This is a genomic window from Paenibacillus polymyxa, assembly GCF_001719045.1.
Classification (GTDB): Bacteria; Bacillota; Bacilli; order Paenibacillales; family Paenibacillaceae; genus Paenibacillus; species Paenibacillus polymyxa_B.
Window position 1 is genome coordinate 2,994,343 of the sequence record NZ_CP015423.1, and the last position, 15,733, is coordinate 3,010,075.

16 protein-coding genes are annotated in these 15,733 nt (G+C 46.6%); 8 read left to right on the forward strand and 8 right to left on the reverse strand.

The window, feature by feature from the left end; all coding sequences use genetic code 11:
• Window positions 1-192 precede the first annotated feature (192 nt).
• Together AOU00_RS13345 and AOU00_RS13350 are read right to left on the reverse strand one after the other, a co-directional pair.
• Window positions 193-1,020: a hypothetical protein gene (locus tag AOU00_RS13345; RefSeq protein ID WP_061831813.1), complete on the reverse strand. Its 828-nt coding sequence runs from the start codon at window positions 1,018-1,020 to the stop codon at window positions 193-195.
• An 11-nt stretch (window positions 1,021-1,031) separates the two neighbouring features.
• On the reverse strand, window positions 1,032-3,044 hold the full coding sequence (locus AOU00_RS13350; protein ID WP_061831812.1) for a M1 family metallopeptidase: 2,013 nt from the start codon (window positions 3,042-3,044) through the stop codon (window positions 1,032-1,034).
• A 124-nt stretch (window positions 3,045-3,168) separates the two neighbouring features.
• Here AOU00_RS13350 and AOU00_RS13355 point away from each other — a divergent pair, with 124 nt between their 5' ends.
• A complete protein-coding gene (locus tag AOU00_RS13355) occupies window positions 3,169-3,675 on the forward strand; it encodes a YwhD family protein (protein ID WP_010346553.1) in 507 nt (168 codons plus the stop codon).
• 144 nt (window positions 3,676-3,819) lie between these two features.
• On the opposite strand, the gene AOU00_RS27045 is transcribed toward AOU00_RS13355, so the two are convergent.
• Complete coding sequence (locus tag AOU00_RS27045; RefSeq protein ID WP_373441577.1) at window positions 3,820-3,909, reverse strand: putative holin-like toxin; 90 nt, start codon at window positions 3,907-3,909, stop codon at window positions 3,820-3,822.
• A gap of 326 nt (window positions 3,910-4,235) precedes the next feature.
• Between AOU00_RS27045 and AOU00_RS13360 the strand changes: the two genes are divergently transcribed.
• Window positions 4,236-4,742 (forward strand): PTS sugar transporter subunit IIA, encoded by a 507-nt coding sequence (locus AOU00_RS13360; RefSeq protein ID WP_061831811.1) that lies wholly within the window; start codon window positions 4,236-4,238, stop codon window positions 4,740-4,742.
• A gap of 98 nt (window positions 4,743-4,840) precedes the next feature.
• On the opposite strand, the gene AOU00_RS13365 is transcribed toward AOU00_RS13360, so the two are convergent.
• Entirely contained in the window at window positions 4,841-5,590 is a 750-nt protein-coding gene (locus tag AOU00_RS13365; RefSeq protein WP_069290785.1) for an MBL fold metallo-hydrolase, read from the reverse strand.
• Window positions 5,591-5,731: 141 nt separating this feature from the next.
• Here AOU00_RS13365 and AOU00_RS13370 point away from each other — a divergent pair, with 141 nt between their 5' ends.
• Together AOU00_RS13370 and AOU00_RS13375 are read left to right on the forward strand one after the other, a co-directional pair.
• Window positions 5,732-6,277, forward strand: coding sequence for a histidine phosphatase family protein (locus AOU00_RS13370; RefSeq protein ID WP_069290786.1), 546 nt, complete (start codon window positions 5,732-5,734; stop codon window positions 6,275-6,277).
• A 57-nt stretch (window positions 6,278-6,334) separates the two neighbouring features.
• Window positions 6,335-6,688, forward strand: a complete 354-nt coding sequence (locus tag AOU00_RS13375) for a YunG family protein (RefSeq protein ID WP_069290787.1) — start codon at window positions 6,335-6,337, stop codon at window positions 6,686-6,688.
• A 271-nt stretch (window positions 6,689-6,959) separates the two neighbouring features.
• Here the strand turns inward: AOU00_RS13375 and AOU00_RS13380 are convergent, their stop codons facing one another.
• Both AOU00_RS13380 and AOU00_RS13385 read right to left on the reverse strand, forming a co-directional pair.
• The gene (locus tag AOU00_RS13380) at window positions 6,960-7,772 is read right to left on the reverse strand and encodes a pentapeptide repeat-containing protein (RefSeq protein WP_069290788.1); all 813 of its coding nucleotides are present in this window, start codon (window positions 7,770-7,772) and stop codon (window positions 6,960-6,962) included.
• Between the two features lie 118 nt (window positions 7,773-7,890).
• Complete coding sequence (locus AOU00_RS13385; RefSeq protein WP_013308197.1) at window positions 7,891-8,283, reverse strand: VOC family protein; 393 nt, start codon at window positions 8,281-8,283, stop codon at window positions 7,891-7,893.
• 119 nt (window positions 8,284-8,402) lie between these two features.
• On the opposite strand from AOU00_RS13385, the gene AOU00_RS13390 reads away from it, so the two are divergent.
• Complete coding sequence (locus AOU00_RS13390; protein WP_061831807.1) at window positions 8,403-9,452, forward strand: hypothetical protein; 1,050 nt, start codon at window positions 8,403-8,405, stop codon at window positions 9,450-9,452.
• A gap of 135 nt (window positions 9,453-9,587) precedes the next feature.
• Complete coding sequence (locus AOU00_RS26615) at window positions 9,588-10,052, forward strand: hypothetical protein (RefSeq protein ID WP_061831806.1); 465 nt, start codon at window positions 9,588-9,590, stop codon at window positions 10,050-10,052.
• Window positions 10,053-10,198: 146 nt separating this feature from the next.
• Here the strand turns inward: AOU00_RS26615 and AOU00_RS13400 are convergent, their stop codons facing one another.
• Window positions 10,199-12,256, reverse strand: a complete 2,058-nt coding sequence (locus AOU00_RS13400) for a transglycosylase domain-containing protein (RefSeq protein ID WP_069290789.1) — start codon at window positions 12,254-12,256, stop codon at window positions 10,199-10,201.
• A gap of 282 nt (window positions 12,257-12,538) precedes the next feature.
• Between AOU00_RS13400 and speE the strand changes: the two genes are divergently transcribed.
• The gene (gene speE, locus AOU00_RS13405; protein WP_053324352.1) at window positions 12,539-13,366 is read left to right on the forward strand and encodes a polyamine aminopropyltransferase; all 828 of its coding nucleotides are present in this window, start codon (window positions 12,539-12,541) and stop codon (window positions 13,364-13,366) included.
• A 268-nt stretch (window positions 13,367-13,634) separates the two neighbouring features.
• A complete protein-coding gene (locus tag AOU00_RS13410; protein WP_069290790.1) occupies window positions 13,635-14,927 on the forward strand; it encodes an MFS transporter in 1,293 nt (430 codons plus the stop codon).
• 215 nt (window positions 14,928-15,142) lie between these two features.
• Here the strand turns inward: AOU00_RS13410 and AOU00_RS13415 are convergent, their stop codons facing one another.
• Window positions 15,143-15,724, reverse strand: a complete 582-nt coding sequence (locus AOU00_RS13415) for an LOG family protein (RefSeq protein ID WP_061831788.1) — start codon at window positions 15,722-15,724, stop codon at window positions 15,143-15,145.
• Window positions 15,725-15,733 lie beyond the last annotated feature (9 nt).

A 15,733-nucleotide genomic window follows, 5' to 3' on the forward strand; every position in this document is an offset into this window, starting at 1 on the left:
TTCACTGCGATTATTGTAACAAAGACGGCTGGCTTTGGCAAATGTTTCATTGCAAAAAGTTACAAAAAAAATCTGCTCCTAATGTCCCAGGAACAGATCTTGTTAACAGTATTCAGTTATGTGTCGTTTGCGCGAGTATGAATCAAGGTTTTTCGACAGACGGAAATGAAGTAAAAAACATAAAGGCAGGGCTTAGCTTCTACTAGAGATATCGGTATGCCATAGTCTGTACTGCGAACTGATATGCCACAGCCTGACCAGACTAGTAACAAAATGATACGATTGCTGGAGAATGAGCGCCAGCATGCCAGTCCAAATCATTGCCACGGTGCCAAATAGACCGAAGACCAGCAGCACACAAGCACCGAGCAAAAGGGATATACCGATAGCTGGGAGGAGCTGGCGAAAGAAGGCGAGCAGAGACGATAGTATGGCGTGACCACCGACAGTACCCAGTTGCATATACAGTATGCACTGCCGAATGAACCATCCGTATGCCATCCATCCAATGACATAGGGCAATAAATGCAGCAGATAAGAGGAAGATTGAAGTGCTCCTGCTACAATAGGGTAGAGTCTCGGTACTACCCAAAAGGCGGGAAGCAGCAGCAGTCCCAACTCGATGGTGTAATACAACAGCGACGACATGCCATGGCGTTTCATACCCTTGAAAAAGGACAGGCTTTGCGGTTCAGTCGCATCGGTATGCAGACTTTGATATATTCCGGCTCTAATGAAGGGAGTGATCAGTATGCGTAGTACAGTCGCCCCTAGTAGTATCCACAAATACACATGTACTTCCCGGCTGTCCATCAGAGCAATCTGACTCTCCATCCAAAATAAGGTCTGTCCCAGCTCGTTCTGACCCTGATCAGGATAACGGAGCAATAGCGGGATAACGGCAGACTGCACCAGCCGATAGAGAAACACCCCCCACAGTAGTCGATATAGAAATAAAATGATAACGATATAGAATCGTATGCGCACCAGCGCCCAGCCCTCTTTTATAACAGTCCGCATCTATAGACACCTCACCATGACAGACTTCCAAGCAGTGTCTCCAACAGCTTGGTTACACTTACACTCCAACGGGTTTGTTGCTTTTCGTCCAATTCGGCTTTTAGGCTATTGTTAATATGCTTGTTCTCCAGTGCAATGGTATATAAGGGATCAAGGGTTACATGGGAAACGGGAGAAGTACTTTTGATCCGAAAAGTTGTGCTTTTGCCCGCGCCGTCCCAAGCCTTGAATATCGTGGTACCATCCTTGAAGGTAAATTGGACAGGGATCTTGGGATAATCCGCCCCTTTTTTGCTGACCGTCACGACTGCTTCATATCCATTCTCCAGCTTGTGGTTTGTGATGTGATCCACTGAAAAGTCCGCCATCTGGCCGTCATATACATACTGTTCAAAATAGTGGCTCCATGAGCGTCCGGTGACTCTCTCCACGATACGTTGAAAATCCAGTGAGGACGGATGCTTAAATCGGTACGTCTGGACGTAGGTCCGCATAATCCGATCCATTTTTTTCATACCCACCTGACGTTCAATGCCCCGTAGTACCAGCTTGCCTCGAGAGTAGGCATTTTGCGCGTACTCAGCAGCTGAGCCGTACTTCCATGACTCACGGTTTAGCGGCTGTGGGGAGGCTACCTGTCCCGATTGTAATGGCAAGTTAGGGGTAAGCCCATATTCTTGCTCCATAAGCCGCTCCTCTGCATAGGAGGTGAAGCCTTCATCCAGCCACGGCTCCTCAAATTCATTATTGGCTACCATTCCGTAGAAATATTGATGTCCAATCTCATGAACTAATGTCCGTTCCAGACTATAGCCAGGATTCAGATTACCCGCAGCAGCGGCCGTGATGAGTGTCGGATACTCCATACCGCCGGCTCCATTGCCTGATTTGGGTGGAACCACGATGGATAGGGTGGAATATGGATAAGGCCCATACCATTTGCTGTAGTACGAAAGGGCGGCCTTCGCTGCGCTCATATAGCGCCCTTTGAGCTCCTTGTGCGACGGGTCAAGGTAGAGCTTGATTTTGACACCAGGGACTTCAGCAGAAGAAAAGGGTTCTTCTACGGTTACAAAGTTGGGTGAAGCGGACCAGGCAAAATCGTGTACATCATCGGCATAAAATTGATATATTTTTTGGCCGTTCTGTCGGACGGCACCACGGGTGGGAAATCCGGTCGCTGCTACGATATAAGTTTCAGGCACCCGAATCCGTACGCTGTAAATTCCAAAATCGGCATAAAACTCGGAGTTACCATGATACTGGTGGAGGTTCCAGCCCTCCTCGGCGCGTCCACGTTGTCCTGCAGTCTCGTAGACGCTGAGCTTCGGGAACCACTGTCCTGCCATTACAAAATCATCTGTCGCGCCCATACGAGCGAAGATAGCGGGCAGTTTTACCTCAAACTTCATATATAATGTGATTTCTTCGCCACCTCGTACCGGCTTGGGTAGACGCACCTTCACGAGCGAACGGTCGCCTGCGTTACCGTCATCTGGCTGCACATATTGGATGCGGTGCATGAGAGATAAACCGTCTTCTGTTTTTAGTTCAGTCAGCGTCATGGAGCCAAAGCCGTCTTTGGGCATGGTGTCTCCGCGCAGCTTTCCACCGGATTCCTTCATAAAGGTAGTTTCCATGGAAGAAAAGGCATTCGGGTATAGATGAAGATACAGATCATTCACGGTTTTCTTGCCCGGATGCTTCCAGGTCAGTGTCTCAGTGCCTCGCAAAACCTGTCCTTTTTCCAGAGACACATCAATGTGGTACTCTACCACCCTCTTGCTGAGGATTTCTGTAGCGGCCTGTGGAGGGTTCTTGGGCAGGTCAGGCACGATGTTTGCCCCTAGAGGCTTGCCCATATTTGGGGCAAGCGCAGACTCAGACAGGGAGCCGTATAGTGGTTGGCCTATGGACTGCGGGTCGGATTGCGGTTGGGGCTGCCAGGCAAACCATAACGTCCCTGCGAGGAGACCGAGGGCTAGTGTAGACAATAAAACGATTTTAGTGCGTGCTGGGGTCATACAATGGATACCTCCCGTTGACAAGCATCTACAGCATGTATATGTTTGCTTTCAGGAGATTATTAGTTAAAATATTTATAGTGTAGAATGAGTGTGAAGACGGAAAATGGAGGTCTAGTGACGCATGAGTGAAAATCAGCCGGACGGCAAAAAACAGATTGCACTGAACATTGTCAGTGGCAAGAGTAAACATAAGGGTTTCGGCGCAGGCTCAATCGACCTGAACAGCATGTCTCCGGTTATCATTGACCGAGGAGAGGCGAAAATTGATATCGGTGCCATGCATGCCAAAAGTAAAGTAGAACGCGGGATCAAGTTCTCTACGAATAAAGAGGATGTACCGAACGGACGCCAAGTATGGCTCGTATGGGTAGCCGTGGATCGTACGCCCGAAGGGCGTATGTACGGCGGTGCCACCGCCTGCGAGATGCTGATTGACGACGAAGCCAAACGCGGCTGGAAAATCCTCGCCGATCACGTCAATCGTATGGATTATGCGCTCAAGCGTCGTTTCATGCTGGAGGATCTCGGCAGTGAAGATAAAGCAGCGCTCAAAAGCCTGCTAATTTCGCATAACGAGGAATGGTGGGACGCTTCGCCTGAGGAATTGAAGCAGGCGCTGGAAGGGTAGGCCCAGCGTTAACGCAGTAATAATAGTGTAAAAAAGCAGCCACATCTGTGGGCTGTTTTTTTCCTATGAGAAGCAACCAAATTAGAACCTCTATTTAAGCTTTGTGTTACCTGGATATAGACCGTATTCCTTAGTCAGAGCGGTCTATTTCTTTTTCACGTAGGTAAGCAATGCCAGAATGAACATGCCAAACATGATCATCAAGGAAATCGCGTCTTTAACCTCCATGGGCATCACCTCCCTTCGGGGAGACTAGCCGACCGCCCTTTTAGCCGTATGTTGTACTAGAAAAGTATACCGTAAAACAATCGCTTTTAAGATTGGAAACACTTAAATGCGTAATTGTGATAACAAATGACCCGACTAAGATAGACATTATCTTAGCCGGGTTATTTTACGACGGTAGCGCCTTGACATCCTGAACAGGCATTCACTATAATTCAGATAGAAATCGCTTCCACTCTTCTTTTTATTTATTTTGTGGAACCGGTTCCTTGAAATGTGTAGTTAAGTCCCATTCACTGTTTATGAATGTAATCTCTAAATAAGGTGGCATCGTTATGTTTAAATGGTTGAAAAAGAAGGCGACTCCTCGTATTGAACAATTCGACATGGTAGCACCAATCAAAGGAAAAGTGGTTTCCCTTGAAGAGGTTCCAGATCCTGCGTTCTCCACGAAGGCAATGGGGGAAGGTATCGCTATTCATCCAACTGAAGGTAAAGTGACTGCTCCTTTCGCGGGTAAAGTCGTTCACGTGATGGAGAAAAGTAAGCATGCTCTGATCATTGAGCATGAATCCGGTGTACAAATTTTGATACATGTCGGGATTAATACAGTTTCCCTCAAAGGACAAGGGTTTAACCCTCACGTTCAAACAGGAGATAACATTAAAGCAGGGCAATTACTGATGGAGTTTGATCTAGACGCGATTCAACAGGGTGGCTTGCCTGTAATTACTCCGGTAATCGTTCCAGACGGGCAAGAGATGATCAGTCATGTGGAAATCTTGGAAGGTACATCTGCCTCTCCAGAAGTCCCCGTATTAAGAGTTCACTTAAAGGCCTAGTTCTCATTCAGAAAAGACTAACCAGGAATTCCTGGTTAGTCTTTTCTTTAGATAATTCACTGACCGGTCAAGGATCGGTATGACCATGTGTTCAAAAGCTAGGATTCACATATTTCAGATATCCGCTGATTACAATTGCCTTCGTACAGCCCTCCATGAAAGCAGATCACTTTTTTAATATCATATGGCAGCAGGTTTTTAAGAGATTCTTTGGCCATATTGAAATCACAGCAGTATTGTGGGTCTGGAGCCAATAATTTGCCGCTTACCACGCGTAGAGCATCTCCTGCAATCAGGGTTTGACTGGATTTATGATAGAAACTTAGGTGTCCTGGTGTATGTCCAGCAGTATCTATAACTACGATCCCCCCACAGAAGGGTAATTCCTCCCCGGCAACGATGGTGGAGTTTACAATAGCCTTTGGGGGATTTTCAAGTGTACGCCGGAATGCATGTCTCCACTCTACCGGAACGGATTCGGGCATGGCGCTTACAGCTTGATCTATTGCTTCTGGAGTCAGCTTTATAAGCTGTTGTTCTCCCTGTATATAAGGCTTTTCGATAGAACTGGCTAATACTTGAACTGGGGATGAAGAAGCCCGGGCTATATCTGCTAAACTGCCGATATGATCAAGATCCTGGTGTGTTATTAATATGAAGGTAAGTTTATGGATTGCTAATCCGGTGCCTAGAATAGCCTCATGCAAAAGTGAGAGTTGCCCGGGGTAAACCGTATCAACTAAAATCATGTTATCTTCGTCCCACATTAAAGTGGGGTGAATACTCTCTATACTTCCCATAATGTTAGCAGAAACCTGGAGCATGTGTATTCCCTTGTCTAATTGCATCGAATCCCTCCCATAAGAGTTGATGTAACACAAAGGAATCGTATCATGAAAAATAAATATGTAAACCTATATTATATCGCAAAAATAATTATTTGTAAATACATAGAATTTTAAATTTGTGTGACAGTTAGGAGTGATGACGTGAAGAAAATTTATTTTGTCAGACATGCCCAAGCAACAGGACAGGAACCAGATGCCCGACTTACCGATGAGGGTACCCGACAAGCTGAGCAGTTAGTTGATTTTATGGAGAACGTAGGTGTGGAATATATTGTGTCCAGCCCGTGGAAACGGGCCGTGCGAACCATTCAGCCCTTGGCTGAACGGAAACAGTTGCAGGTGTATACTGATGTACGTCTTCAAGAACGGGTACTTAGCCATGAGCATTTGGACCATTGGCTGGACGTGCTGGAACAGACCTATTTGGACGAGGACTTGAAGCTGGAGGGAGGGGAATCATCCCGTGAAGCAGTAGATCGAGGAATCCAGCTTGTTCAGGAGCTTATAGAGCGGGCGGAAAAAACGGTTATCATTGTAACTCATGGAGCTTTACTATCTCTTCTCATTCGACATTACGATCCGCAGTTTGGGTTTGAGGACTGGAAAAAGCTTTCGAATCCCGACGTGTATTTGCTAGAGCTGAAAGAAGCAGAAGCCAAGATTCACAGAGTGTGGAATACGGGTTGAAATAAATAAAGCACGTTCACCATAAGTGCAGAATGGAATCGAAAGGGGAGGCGCATGTTGAATGCAAACCGTTTTTTAGAATTAGAAAAGGCGTTGTTTCAAGCTTGGTCTTTGGAGTCTAGTTCTAAATGGACAGCAAATAATCCTGCGGCTGGACAATGTGGTGTCACAGCGCTTGTCGTTCAGGACAGGCTTGGCGGCGATATTTTGAGGACATGGCTGGATAGTGGCTGGCACTATTACAACCGCATTGGTGAGGACATTATAGATTTTACGAGGTCGCAATTTTCAAGCCTTCCTCAGTATCAGGATGTATACTCCAACCGGGAGGAAGCTTTTTCGGACACCAATGCAGGGCAGTATGCAGCCTTAAGTCAGAGATTAAAGGAATTTCTAAACGAAGAAGAATAAAGGGATTTAAATCTGGATGCAGTCATAAAGACGTGATTTTTGAACCTGATCCAATGGAAGGTACTTTTTGTTGCCCAATATACATTAAAGAGCAGTCGGCAGTAGGGTCCAACAATAGACCGTTACCTTGGATCGGGGCGGTCTATTTCTTTTTCATGTAGGTAAGCAATTTCATTGATGAACATGCCGAACATGGTCATCAATGAAATTGCGTCTTGAGATATTAATTACTTAATTACGTATTTTCTTGGAGAGTACTATAAAATAAACTCTAATGCAGCCAATGACCGGGAATGCTTAGAGAAGGGGGCAGTTTGGTTTTACAATTGCCCTTAGCCGAATTTAATTGCGCCTGTGTAAGAAAGATACTTCCTTCCAGATTAGCCCCACTTAAATCAGCATCTCTAAAATCCGTACCGATCAAGTCTGTCATTCTCAGATCAGCCTCTCGCAGATCAGCAGCAATAAGTAAAACTCCTCTCAGGTTGGTACCTCTAAGATTAGCGCCTCTCAAATTGGCCCCGATAAGGTCTCTACTCCTGATTTTTTTACTATATTTATTGTGCTCCACGTTTTTCTTAACTTTTTCTCGTACTAACTCACTTGTTTGTAAAAGTAAATCATTGACTAACGCCCTATGGGTTGGTACATGAAGATTTATGAGGGATTTTGGATCTTGATCCGTAAGCTGCTCGGTTTTCGCCATAGCTTTTTGTAAGTCTGTATAGATGGGTTGAGTTTCTTTTAAGTTAAGGGCTTCATTGAGGTAATAAAGCATTTCATGAAGCTGTTGCATGATGGGAAATATATTGAACATTTCCTCAGCTATTGCCGGATCGTCTCGCCAGCTTTTTCCCTTGTATGTAACTTGGGAAACTTTTTGACCTGCTCCAAAGCAATCATATACCGTACAGCCTCGCAAGCCGTTGTTTCTTAGATTCTTATGAATATCACAACGATAATCCGCATTGAGGTTTTGACAAGGGGTTCCTCCATCCTTATTAAAAGCAAAATCAGCTGATTTTGCATAAGGCAAGGCTACACAGCATAAACCAAAACATTGTTCACAATTTGCACTATACAATAAACACACATCCTTTTACTGGCACCTATTAAATGTAATATTACCAAAAAAAGATGGGGTATAGTATATTGTTTTTTCATAGACTTCTAGAGTCTGCTGGATCGTTTAGAGAAGAAATCTAGTCTTTTGCCAGGTTCAATTGCCATGAGACTCCGTATTTATCTTCAACCCACCCAAATTGTTGGCTTACGGGAGAGGCTTCAAGGGGCATTAGAACTCGGCCTTCCTGAGATAGCTGGTCAAACACGCTATGGATTTCTTCTTCCGAATCACAAGTGACGAATAGCGATAGAGCTGGGGTAAAAGGGTGTTTGTCCTGATGGTTATAGTCTATAGCCATAAAAGTTTGCCCTTTGAGGTTGAATACGGCATGTAACACGGTCCCATCTTCCTGATGAAAAATGCTCATGATACCAGACGGTTTAAATACAGAGGTATAATATTGCATGGCTTCTTCTGCTTGACCGGAGAACATGAAAAATGTTGTGATTTTTGGACTGGAATCATGCATGAGATCAACTCCCTAGATTGTATCGTAGATGATAACATCTTTCCTCTTTTTTAATAGAAATATTCAGCATTAGAGAAGTGCTTCATGAAGATGTACACACGTGAAAGGAGAAAGACAGGATAATGGACGCGACAGCAAGACTTATGGATATGTTCGGCTCAGCTAAGAAGCTGGATGCCAGCATCATTTCTGCCTATACGGATGTGGTTGCCCAATATGGGACAGTGGAAGATGCGAGGGAGTTATATAGGCTTTTTGTAGAAGATCCCCATCATTATATCCGGGGGTTGCTCCTTCAGCCGATCATGAGATGCGGGGATGTTACTTTGGCGCAGGATATGTACGAGCGTTACGTCCGAAATCAGGCATCCCCAGAACATATACCTGACGGTGTGCTGTATGCGCTAGGTTATTTGGGTTATGTGGAGGCTGCTGCTGATCTCGTCGCTTTGGTGAACGGACCGTATGGAGCTGTGTCTGTGGATGCCTGTTTAGGACTGGTACATCTTCCATGCGAACCGTATCGTGAGAAACTGGCGGCTAAATTGGAAAAAGCGCTAGATCAGAATTTGTTTAATGAATTCTTACCTCTGTTAAGCTTCAAATGCACGACTGAAGATATGATTCCGCGATTGGTACATTGGGGAGAGCAACATGCTTCCGTAGACTGTAATGCAGGAATTATTGCTGGAATCGCATTGTTTGGAGAAGGGCAGAAGGATACGATTCGATCTATCCTGTGGAATCCGTTTTGGGAGGCTCATGGAACGGCTACAGGCAGTTGTGTGTGGTCTTATTTTGCTATGCAGCATGTAGGACTAACCTTTAGGGAACTTGTTCAGGATATAAAAAGCTACGATACATCCAAAGAAGATGTACAGACATTGGAATACCGTTTGGACGTGCTATATGAGATGTTGGAACTAAAGCTAAGCTATACAGCCCGACCGATCCGGTTCGCTCGTAGCAATGAGGAATCATTTGGTCAGCTATATAGCGATTTGTTTAGCTGGTCTAATGAACATCACGATGACTCTATTATAGGCTGGATGAATGAACAGTTGGGGGTTGAGCACCGACTACTGGAACGGTATTATGAGCTAAGGAAACGAATCGAGATTAAAATGGTGCATGAAATTGAGCTGGAGCATGTTCAGAAAGGGAGTTAATCGTATCAGGAAATAAGAATTTTTGATGTAAAAGGACGAAATGGCGGAGTTTGGCGGCGATATGGGGATTCGCCCAGTCCGCGGGCTGATGTCCCGCATAGGATACATCAGCCTAGAACACAAGGAGTGAAACACATGTCTTTACTGCCACAAGTTCCTTTCGGAACGCAACCGGGTACTCCGGGTCCTTTCACGCCGTCAAGTCCTTCGATTCCACAATTTCCTGATATGCAGGATTCCTTCCCATCTCCGATAGGTCCGCCACCAGGCCCAGGACCATTTTCGCCACAGCCGTTCTCACCACCGCCGCAGGGGCCATTCGGTCCGCAAGGTGGGCAGCAAACTCAAGCACCAACTTCCCCACCACCGCAATTTACGCCACCGAAGCCGCTGGTTTCGGCGTATGCGGTTGACCCTGGAGCCATCTTTGGTTGTTTGTTCCGCAATACGTTTGTATGGCTGACGAACGGAGAGCGTTTCTGGATGTACCCTGTCTTTGTAGGCAGGACATCCGTAGCGGGTTTTCGGTGGAGTGGACGTTTTTGGTTTTATTATGGTGTAGACACTAACCGTATTGAGTCGTTTAGCTGTTATTGGTAATAGCGCAGCTTTAGGGAAGAGCGGGGCTTAACGGAATGATGGCTGATGGCACTGTCAAGAGAGGTAAATGGGTACATGAGGTAAGTGAAGCGAAAATAAAAAGACTGAGAGAGCGCTCATCGCGTTCCCCCAGTCTTTTTTTGCTATTAATCCATCCACCAACGTTTAAAATTGCCCCACCATGATTTCTTTTCGGCTTGTCGCTCCGCTTGGTCAGTTGGTGTTGATGCCGGTGGGTTATCTTGCCCCGACAGCGTCTCCTTCGGCTCCGTGCCGCTGACGAATACCTCCAGCCGCTTATCCGGGCTGTCCGGTGCAGCCAGTTTGCCGCTGGCCGGATCAATATAAGCGCTGACTACGCCGTCGGGGATAGGAAAGATTTTGGGCGGCACATTCTCCAGCGCTTTCTCCGTATATTGCGCAAAAATCGGAGCCGCCCGTCGGGCATCCTGTGTGCTGATGTCCTTGCCCTTGTCATAGCCAACCCAGACAGCGGTGGATAGTTCGGGGGTAAAGCCGACCATCCACGCATCGGTGTTGGTCGTGCCGCTCTTGCCGGCAACCGGGCGCTTGATCAGCTTCGCGACCCGGTTGCCGGTGCCGCCTTCTTCGAACACGCCTTCCATGAGGCGTGTAAGGACATAGGCGGAGGCGGGCTTCACCACCTGCACGGGCGCGGCTTGGGGCGCTTCGTACAGCGACCGCCCGGCCGCATCGGTGATGCGCAGCACTGCCACCGGAGCCACCTTTTGCCCGCCGCTGCCGATGACCGAGAAGGCGGAGGCCATCTCGAACGGGCTGACGGGTGACACACCCAGCGCCAGCGAGGGTACGGGCTTGAGCTCGCTTGTAATGCCCATTTTGCTGGCGAGGTCCATGACCTTGTCCGTTCCCACCTTCAAAATGGTGCTAACGGCATAAATATTATCGGACGCCGCAATTGCGCGCCGAAGATCTATTTCGCCCAAGTATTTGTCTCCAAAATTTTTGGGCTTATAGGTCTTGCGGTTGTTATCGTAGTGGAACAACGTCGGTCGGCTTTCGAACTTGGACGTACTCGTCAATTCGCCGGAATCCAGCGCGCTCAGATACATAATCGGCTTGAAAGCGGAGCCCGGCTGCCGGGTTGTGGCCAGCGCATGATTATATTGATTCCCGACATAGTTCGTTCCGCCGACCATGGCCTTGACATGTCCGTTGCGCGGGTCCATGGAGATTAACGCGGTTTCCAGTCCGTTGCTGTTCTTCATGCCTTCGTTTACAGCCGCCTCGGCTGCCTGCTGCATGTGCATGTCCAGCGTGGTATAAATACTCAGTCCGCCATGCTCAAGCACCCCTTCGCTAATCCCAAGTTGATGAGTCGCCAGCTGGCGGACGTAATCGCGGAACCAGGGAGCGGTTTCCACTGTTCGGCGCTGGCTCTCGGGCCGCAGGGCCAGCATTTCCTCATAGGCCTTGGTGGCTTCGGCCGGAGTAATCTTGCCGGTGAGCGCCATGGAGTCCAGTACAATTTTCTGCCGATCCTTTGCATTTTTCATATGATTATACGGTGAATAGTAGGTCGGTCCTTTCGGAATACCCGCCAACAGGGCACTTTCGGCCAAATCCAGCTCCTTTGCGGATTTACCGAAATACATTTGCGAAGCTGCTTCAATGCCATAGGCGCCGTGACCATAGTAAATTTCATTCAAATACATTTGCAGCAGCTCATTCTTGGTGTACTTCATTTCAAGCTGTGCGGTATAAATGGCCTCCTTGGCTTTGCGCGTCCACGTTTTCTCATGAGATAAGTACAGATTCCGTGCAAGCTGCTGAGTCAGCGTGCTGGCCCCTTGCGACATATCCCAGCGGGTCAGATTAACGATTACCGCCCGGCCCAGACCTTTGAAATCAAAGCCAAAATGATCGTAAAACTTCCGATCTTCCACAGCCAGGGTAGCTGCAATCAAATCGGGTGAAATGTGATCAAGCTGGACCGGAATGGATTCTTTGCCTCCAGCAGAGAAAGTGGCGATGACTTGTCCCTGACTATCGAGCAGACGTGAATTCCGATCCGTATCCGCGAGCGGAAGGCTGGTCGTGTACAAATAGGCGAGCAGGATGCAGGCGGCGATGACCGTCAGAATAGTGAGAGACATCAGTCCCTGAAAGCATCGAAGCCAAAGCGGTTTACGCTTGGGGGATCGCCCGGTCGTATCGGTCATCATGCCACCTCCTTCCATAGTTGATGTTCTCAGTATAGTCAATCCGAAAGCGTCTATTCATCAGATACACACACGTATCTATTTTAAACAAGATTAAATCTCCAAATTGCTTTTGCAGCCCATTCAGGTATCACTTATAATGCAAAAAGTGTGAAATTCCAATGCGTTTGGTACAATAAATATAGCAAACTCGGCGTTTGCGTGTTGCTGATATAAGGAAAGTCAACGTTTATGCTACCGGATTGCCGGACACATACTTTGATCAGAAAGAAGGTTGGAATGATGGACTTGTGGTTTACGGAGAAGCAGACTCCCTCTTTCGGCATTACAGCAAAAATCAAACAAACCTACGTCTCTGAGAAAACAGATTTTCAGGATCTGGCTATGATCGAGACTGAGGAATTCGGCAATATGCTTGTTCTGGATGGCATGGTGATGACAACGGTTAAGGATGAATTTGTGTATCACGAAATGGTAGCACATCCGGCCTTGAATACACATCCGAATCCGAAGAAAGTTTTGGTTGTGGGCGGTGGCGATGGCGGCGTTATTCGTGAGGTCATCAAGCACCCTGAAGTAGAAAAGGCGGTATTGGTTGAGATCGACGGTAAGGTGATTGAATATTCCAAAAAATATTTGCCTGAAATCGCAGGGAAGCTGGACGAGCCTAATGTAGAAGTGCTGGTCAATGACGGATACATGCATATTATTGAACACAAAAATGAATACGACGTCATTATGGTCGATTCGACGGAGCCGGTAGGTCCGGCAGCCCCGCTGTTTGAGCGCGGGTTTTACCAAGGCATTTTTGAGGCGTTGAAGGAAGACGGCATTTTCGTTGCGCAAACGGATAACCCTTGGTTCAAGGCAGACCTGATTCAGAAGGTCAACAAAGATGTGAAGGAAATTTTCCCAATTGTGCGTGTTTATGGTGCGAACATTCCGACCTATCCGAGTGGTCTTTGGACATTCACGTTGGGGAGTAAGAAGTATGATCCGCTCGAAGTAGACGAGACCCGAATTCCAGAAATGGACACCCGATATTACAGTCCGCGTCTACACAAAGCGGCGTTTGTACTACCTAAGTTTGTAGAAGATTTAACGAAGTAAACATTTTAAAAAGCGCCTTAGTGGTCTTTATTGCCTGTTTTTGGGTGGGAAAGAGCGCTATAGGCGCTTTTTTGTGTTGGATAAGATTTGAAAAAGGCTATGAAAGCATACTGGACACCGGATTTCCTTTTAAGATAAAAGAAGGAAATTTAAGGGTGTGCGTAGAATATACAAAAAACCAGACATTTAACAGATTTGTAATGTCAACAGGAACGGTTTGGTTATGAAATACATAAATCGGCGATGTACCAAAGAGGGGGAAACTTTTTTGATCAGACGCTCTTTTTATTACCTGTGGGGGTCTCAGACGATCTCCAACGTAGCAGATATCATCTACATGTTGAGTGTAGTGGTATTGGTGTTCAGTTCAAGTAATTCCTTAATGACGACAATTTTGATTCCGTTGTTCCGATTGTCTGCTCAAGTGCTTAGTGGGCTCGTTGCACCAATCGTCCTCGGTCGATTTCGGCTGACACGAGTGTTGCTATTTTCCCAGTTTGGACAGTTTGTCATCTTTACGCTTCTGCTGCTTTATTTGTGGATCGTACCTGAGCAAAGGTCGTTTCTGTTTATTTTTGTGATGGTGTTCGGTATGTCTTTCCTGGACGGCTGGACGAATCCTGCGCGTAATTCGCTTGTACCCCGTTTGGCTACTGGAGAAGGACTAATGCGGGCTAACGGCATGGTAGCGGTCAGTGATCAGGTGGTCAAATGTGCAGGCTGGGCGTTGAGCGGAATTATTGTGGCTTGGCTAGGTTCCCTGAATACGCTTGTGATTGCGTCTTGTTGCTATCTCGTGGCTGTAACTGTCACATCCTTCATTCGTGATCCGCTGGATCAGAAGGAATTAAGTCTTGAAGCTTCGGATTCCTCAACAAATCTAGTAGAACCTGCAAAGGAAAAGGAAAAAAACTCCCATTGGAAAGAGCTTGGGGAAGGCTGGAAAATCATTTGGCACAACCGTCGTATTCGTTCTCTGATGATCGTCGATAGCGTGGATAGTATTGGGGGAGTCTCCTGGCTCGGCGTATTTATTTTAGCGTACGTCAGCCAAGTGCTGCATCGGGATGCGAGCTGGTGGGGCTTTATGAATGCATCCTTTTTCTCGGGCATGATTTTAGGTGGATTGATTGTCGTTGGCTTGGTCAAGCGATTGCAAAAGAACAGCTTTTTATACATGCTTGGAGCGTTGCTGGTGTACGTGCTAATTACGGTTGTATTTGCACTGAATACCGTTCCGGTCGCGGCACTTATTCTTTTTGCTGTATCAGGCTTACCTGTTCAAATGGCAGGGATTATTCGCCGCACTTTGCTTCAAACCAGTGCACCGGCAGCTCAGCTGCCCAAAGTGATGGCGGGAATTGATGTGATTACAAATCTCGCTTTCGGTCTGTCCTTGTTATTTATGGGCTGGTATGCAGACCGTTTCGGTATGGTGCAGGTGTATTTGTTGGCTGCGATTATGACGACCATTGCTATCTTGATCGGCTGGTTGTACCGCAGGGATTTTCAGGAAAGTGAGCAAATGGACCATCCAACCGCTACGGGCGCTGGGATTTAAAATTGGGGTTCTCGTTAGGCGTGACAGCATTCATTGGATGAGTACATAATTAAATGCAGGTGTAAAAGTGAACGTGACGATTAGGTAGAATAAAAGCCTGCAATTCTCCTCAATTTTGCAGGAACACCACTGGAATAACGTTGACGGTGGTGTTCCTTTCATATCATATTAAATTAAATGGTATGTCTGTTGAGCAATATGTGCCATTCCTAATGTCAGGTCCGTTTGCTCGTGAGATATGTTTTGACGGCAGGAGGAGTGTAATTTGTAAATTGCCGTAGGATTCCTTGCGGAGTAGTATCCGTAACTACCATTGCACGATATTTTTCCTGCATAAATTGTTCCTGAGCCATACGATCAAACAAGGAAATAAGAGGATCGTAATAATGGTTAATATTTAAAAGACCGCATGGCTTTTCATGCAAGCCTAATTGCGCCCATGTGAAAATTTCAAAGTATTCTTCCATTGTACCTGGGCCACCTGGTAAAACAATGAATCCGTCCGCAATCTCTGCCATTTTAGATTTTCGTTCGTGCATGGAATCAACAATGATTAATTCGCTCAGGCCATTATGTGCAATTTCACGGCTTTGCAAAAAGTGAGGGAGCACACCGATGACGCGACCTCCTGCATGAAGTGCCGCGTCAGCGACTGCACCCATTAAACCAACACTTGCTCCTCCATAAACCAGGCTTATTTCCTGTTCGGCAAGTGCCTTGCCCAGAGCAACAGCATGCTCTCGATAAATCTCAGACGCTCCATTACTGGAACCGCAAAAAACAGCAATGCTTTTCATATGAGATTC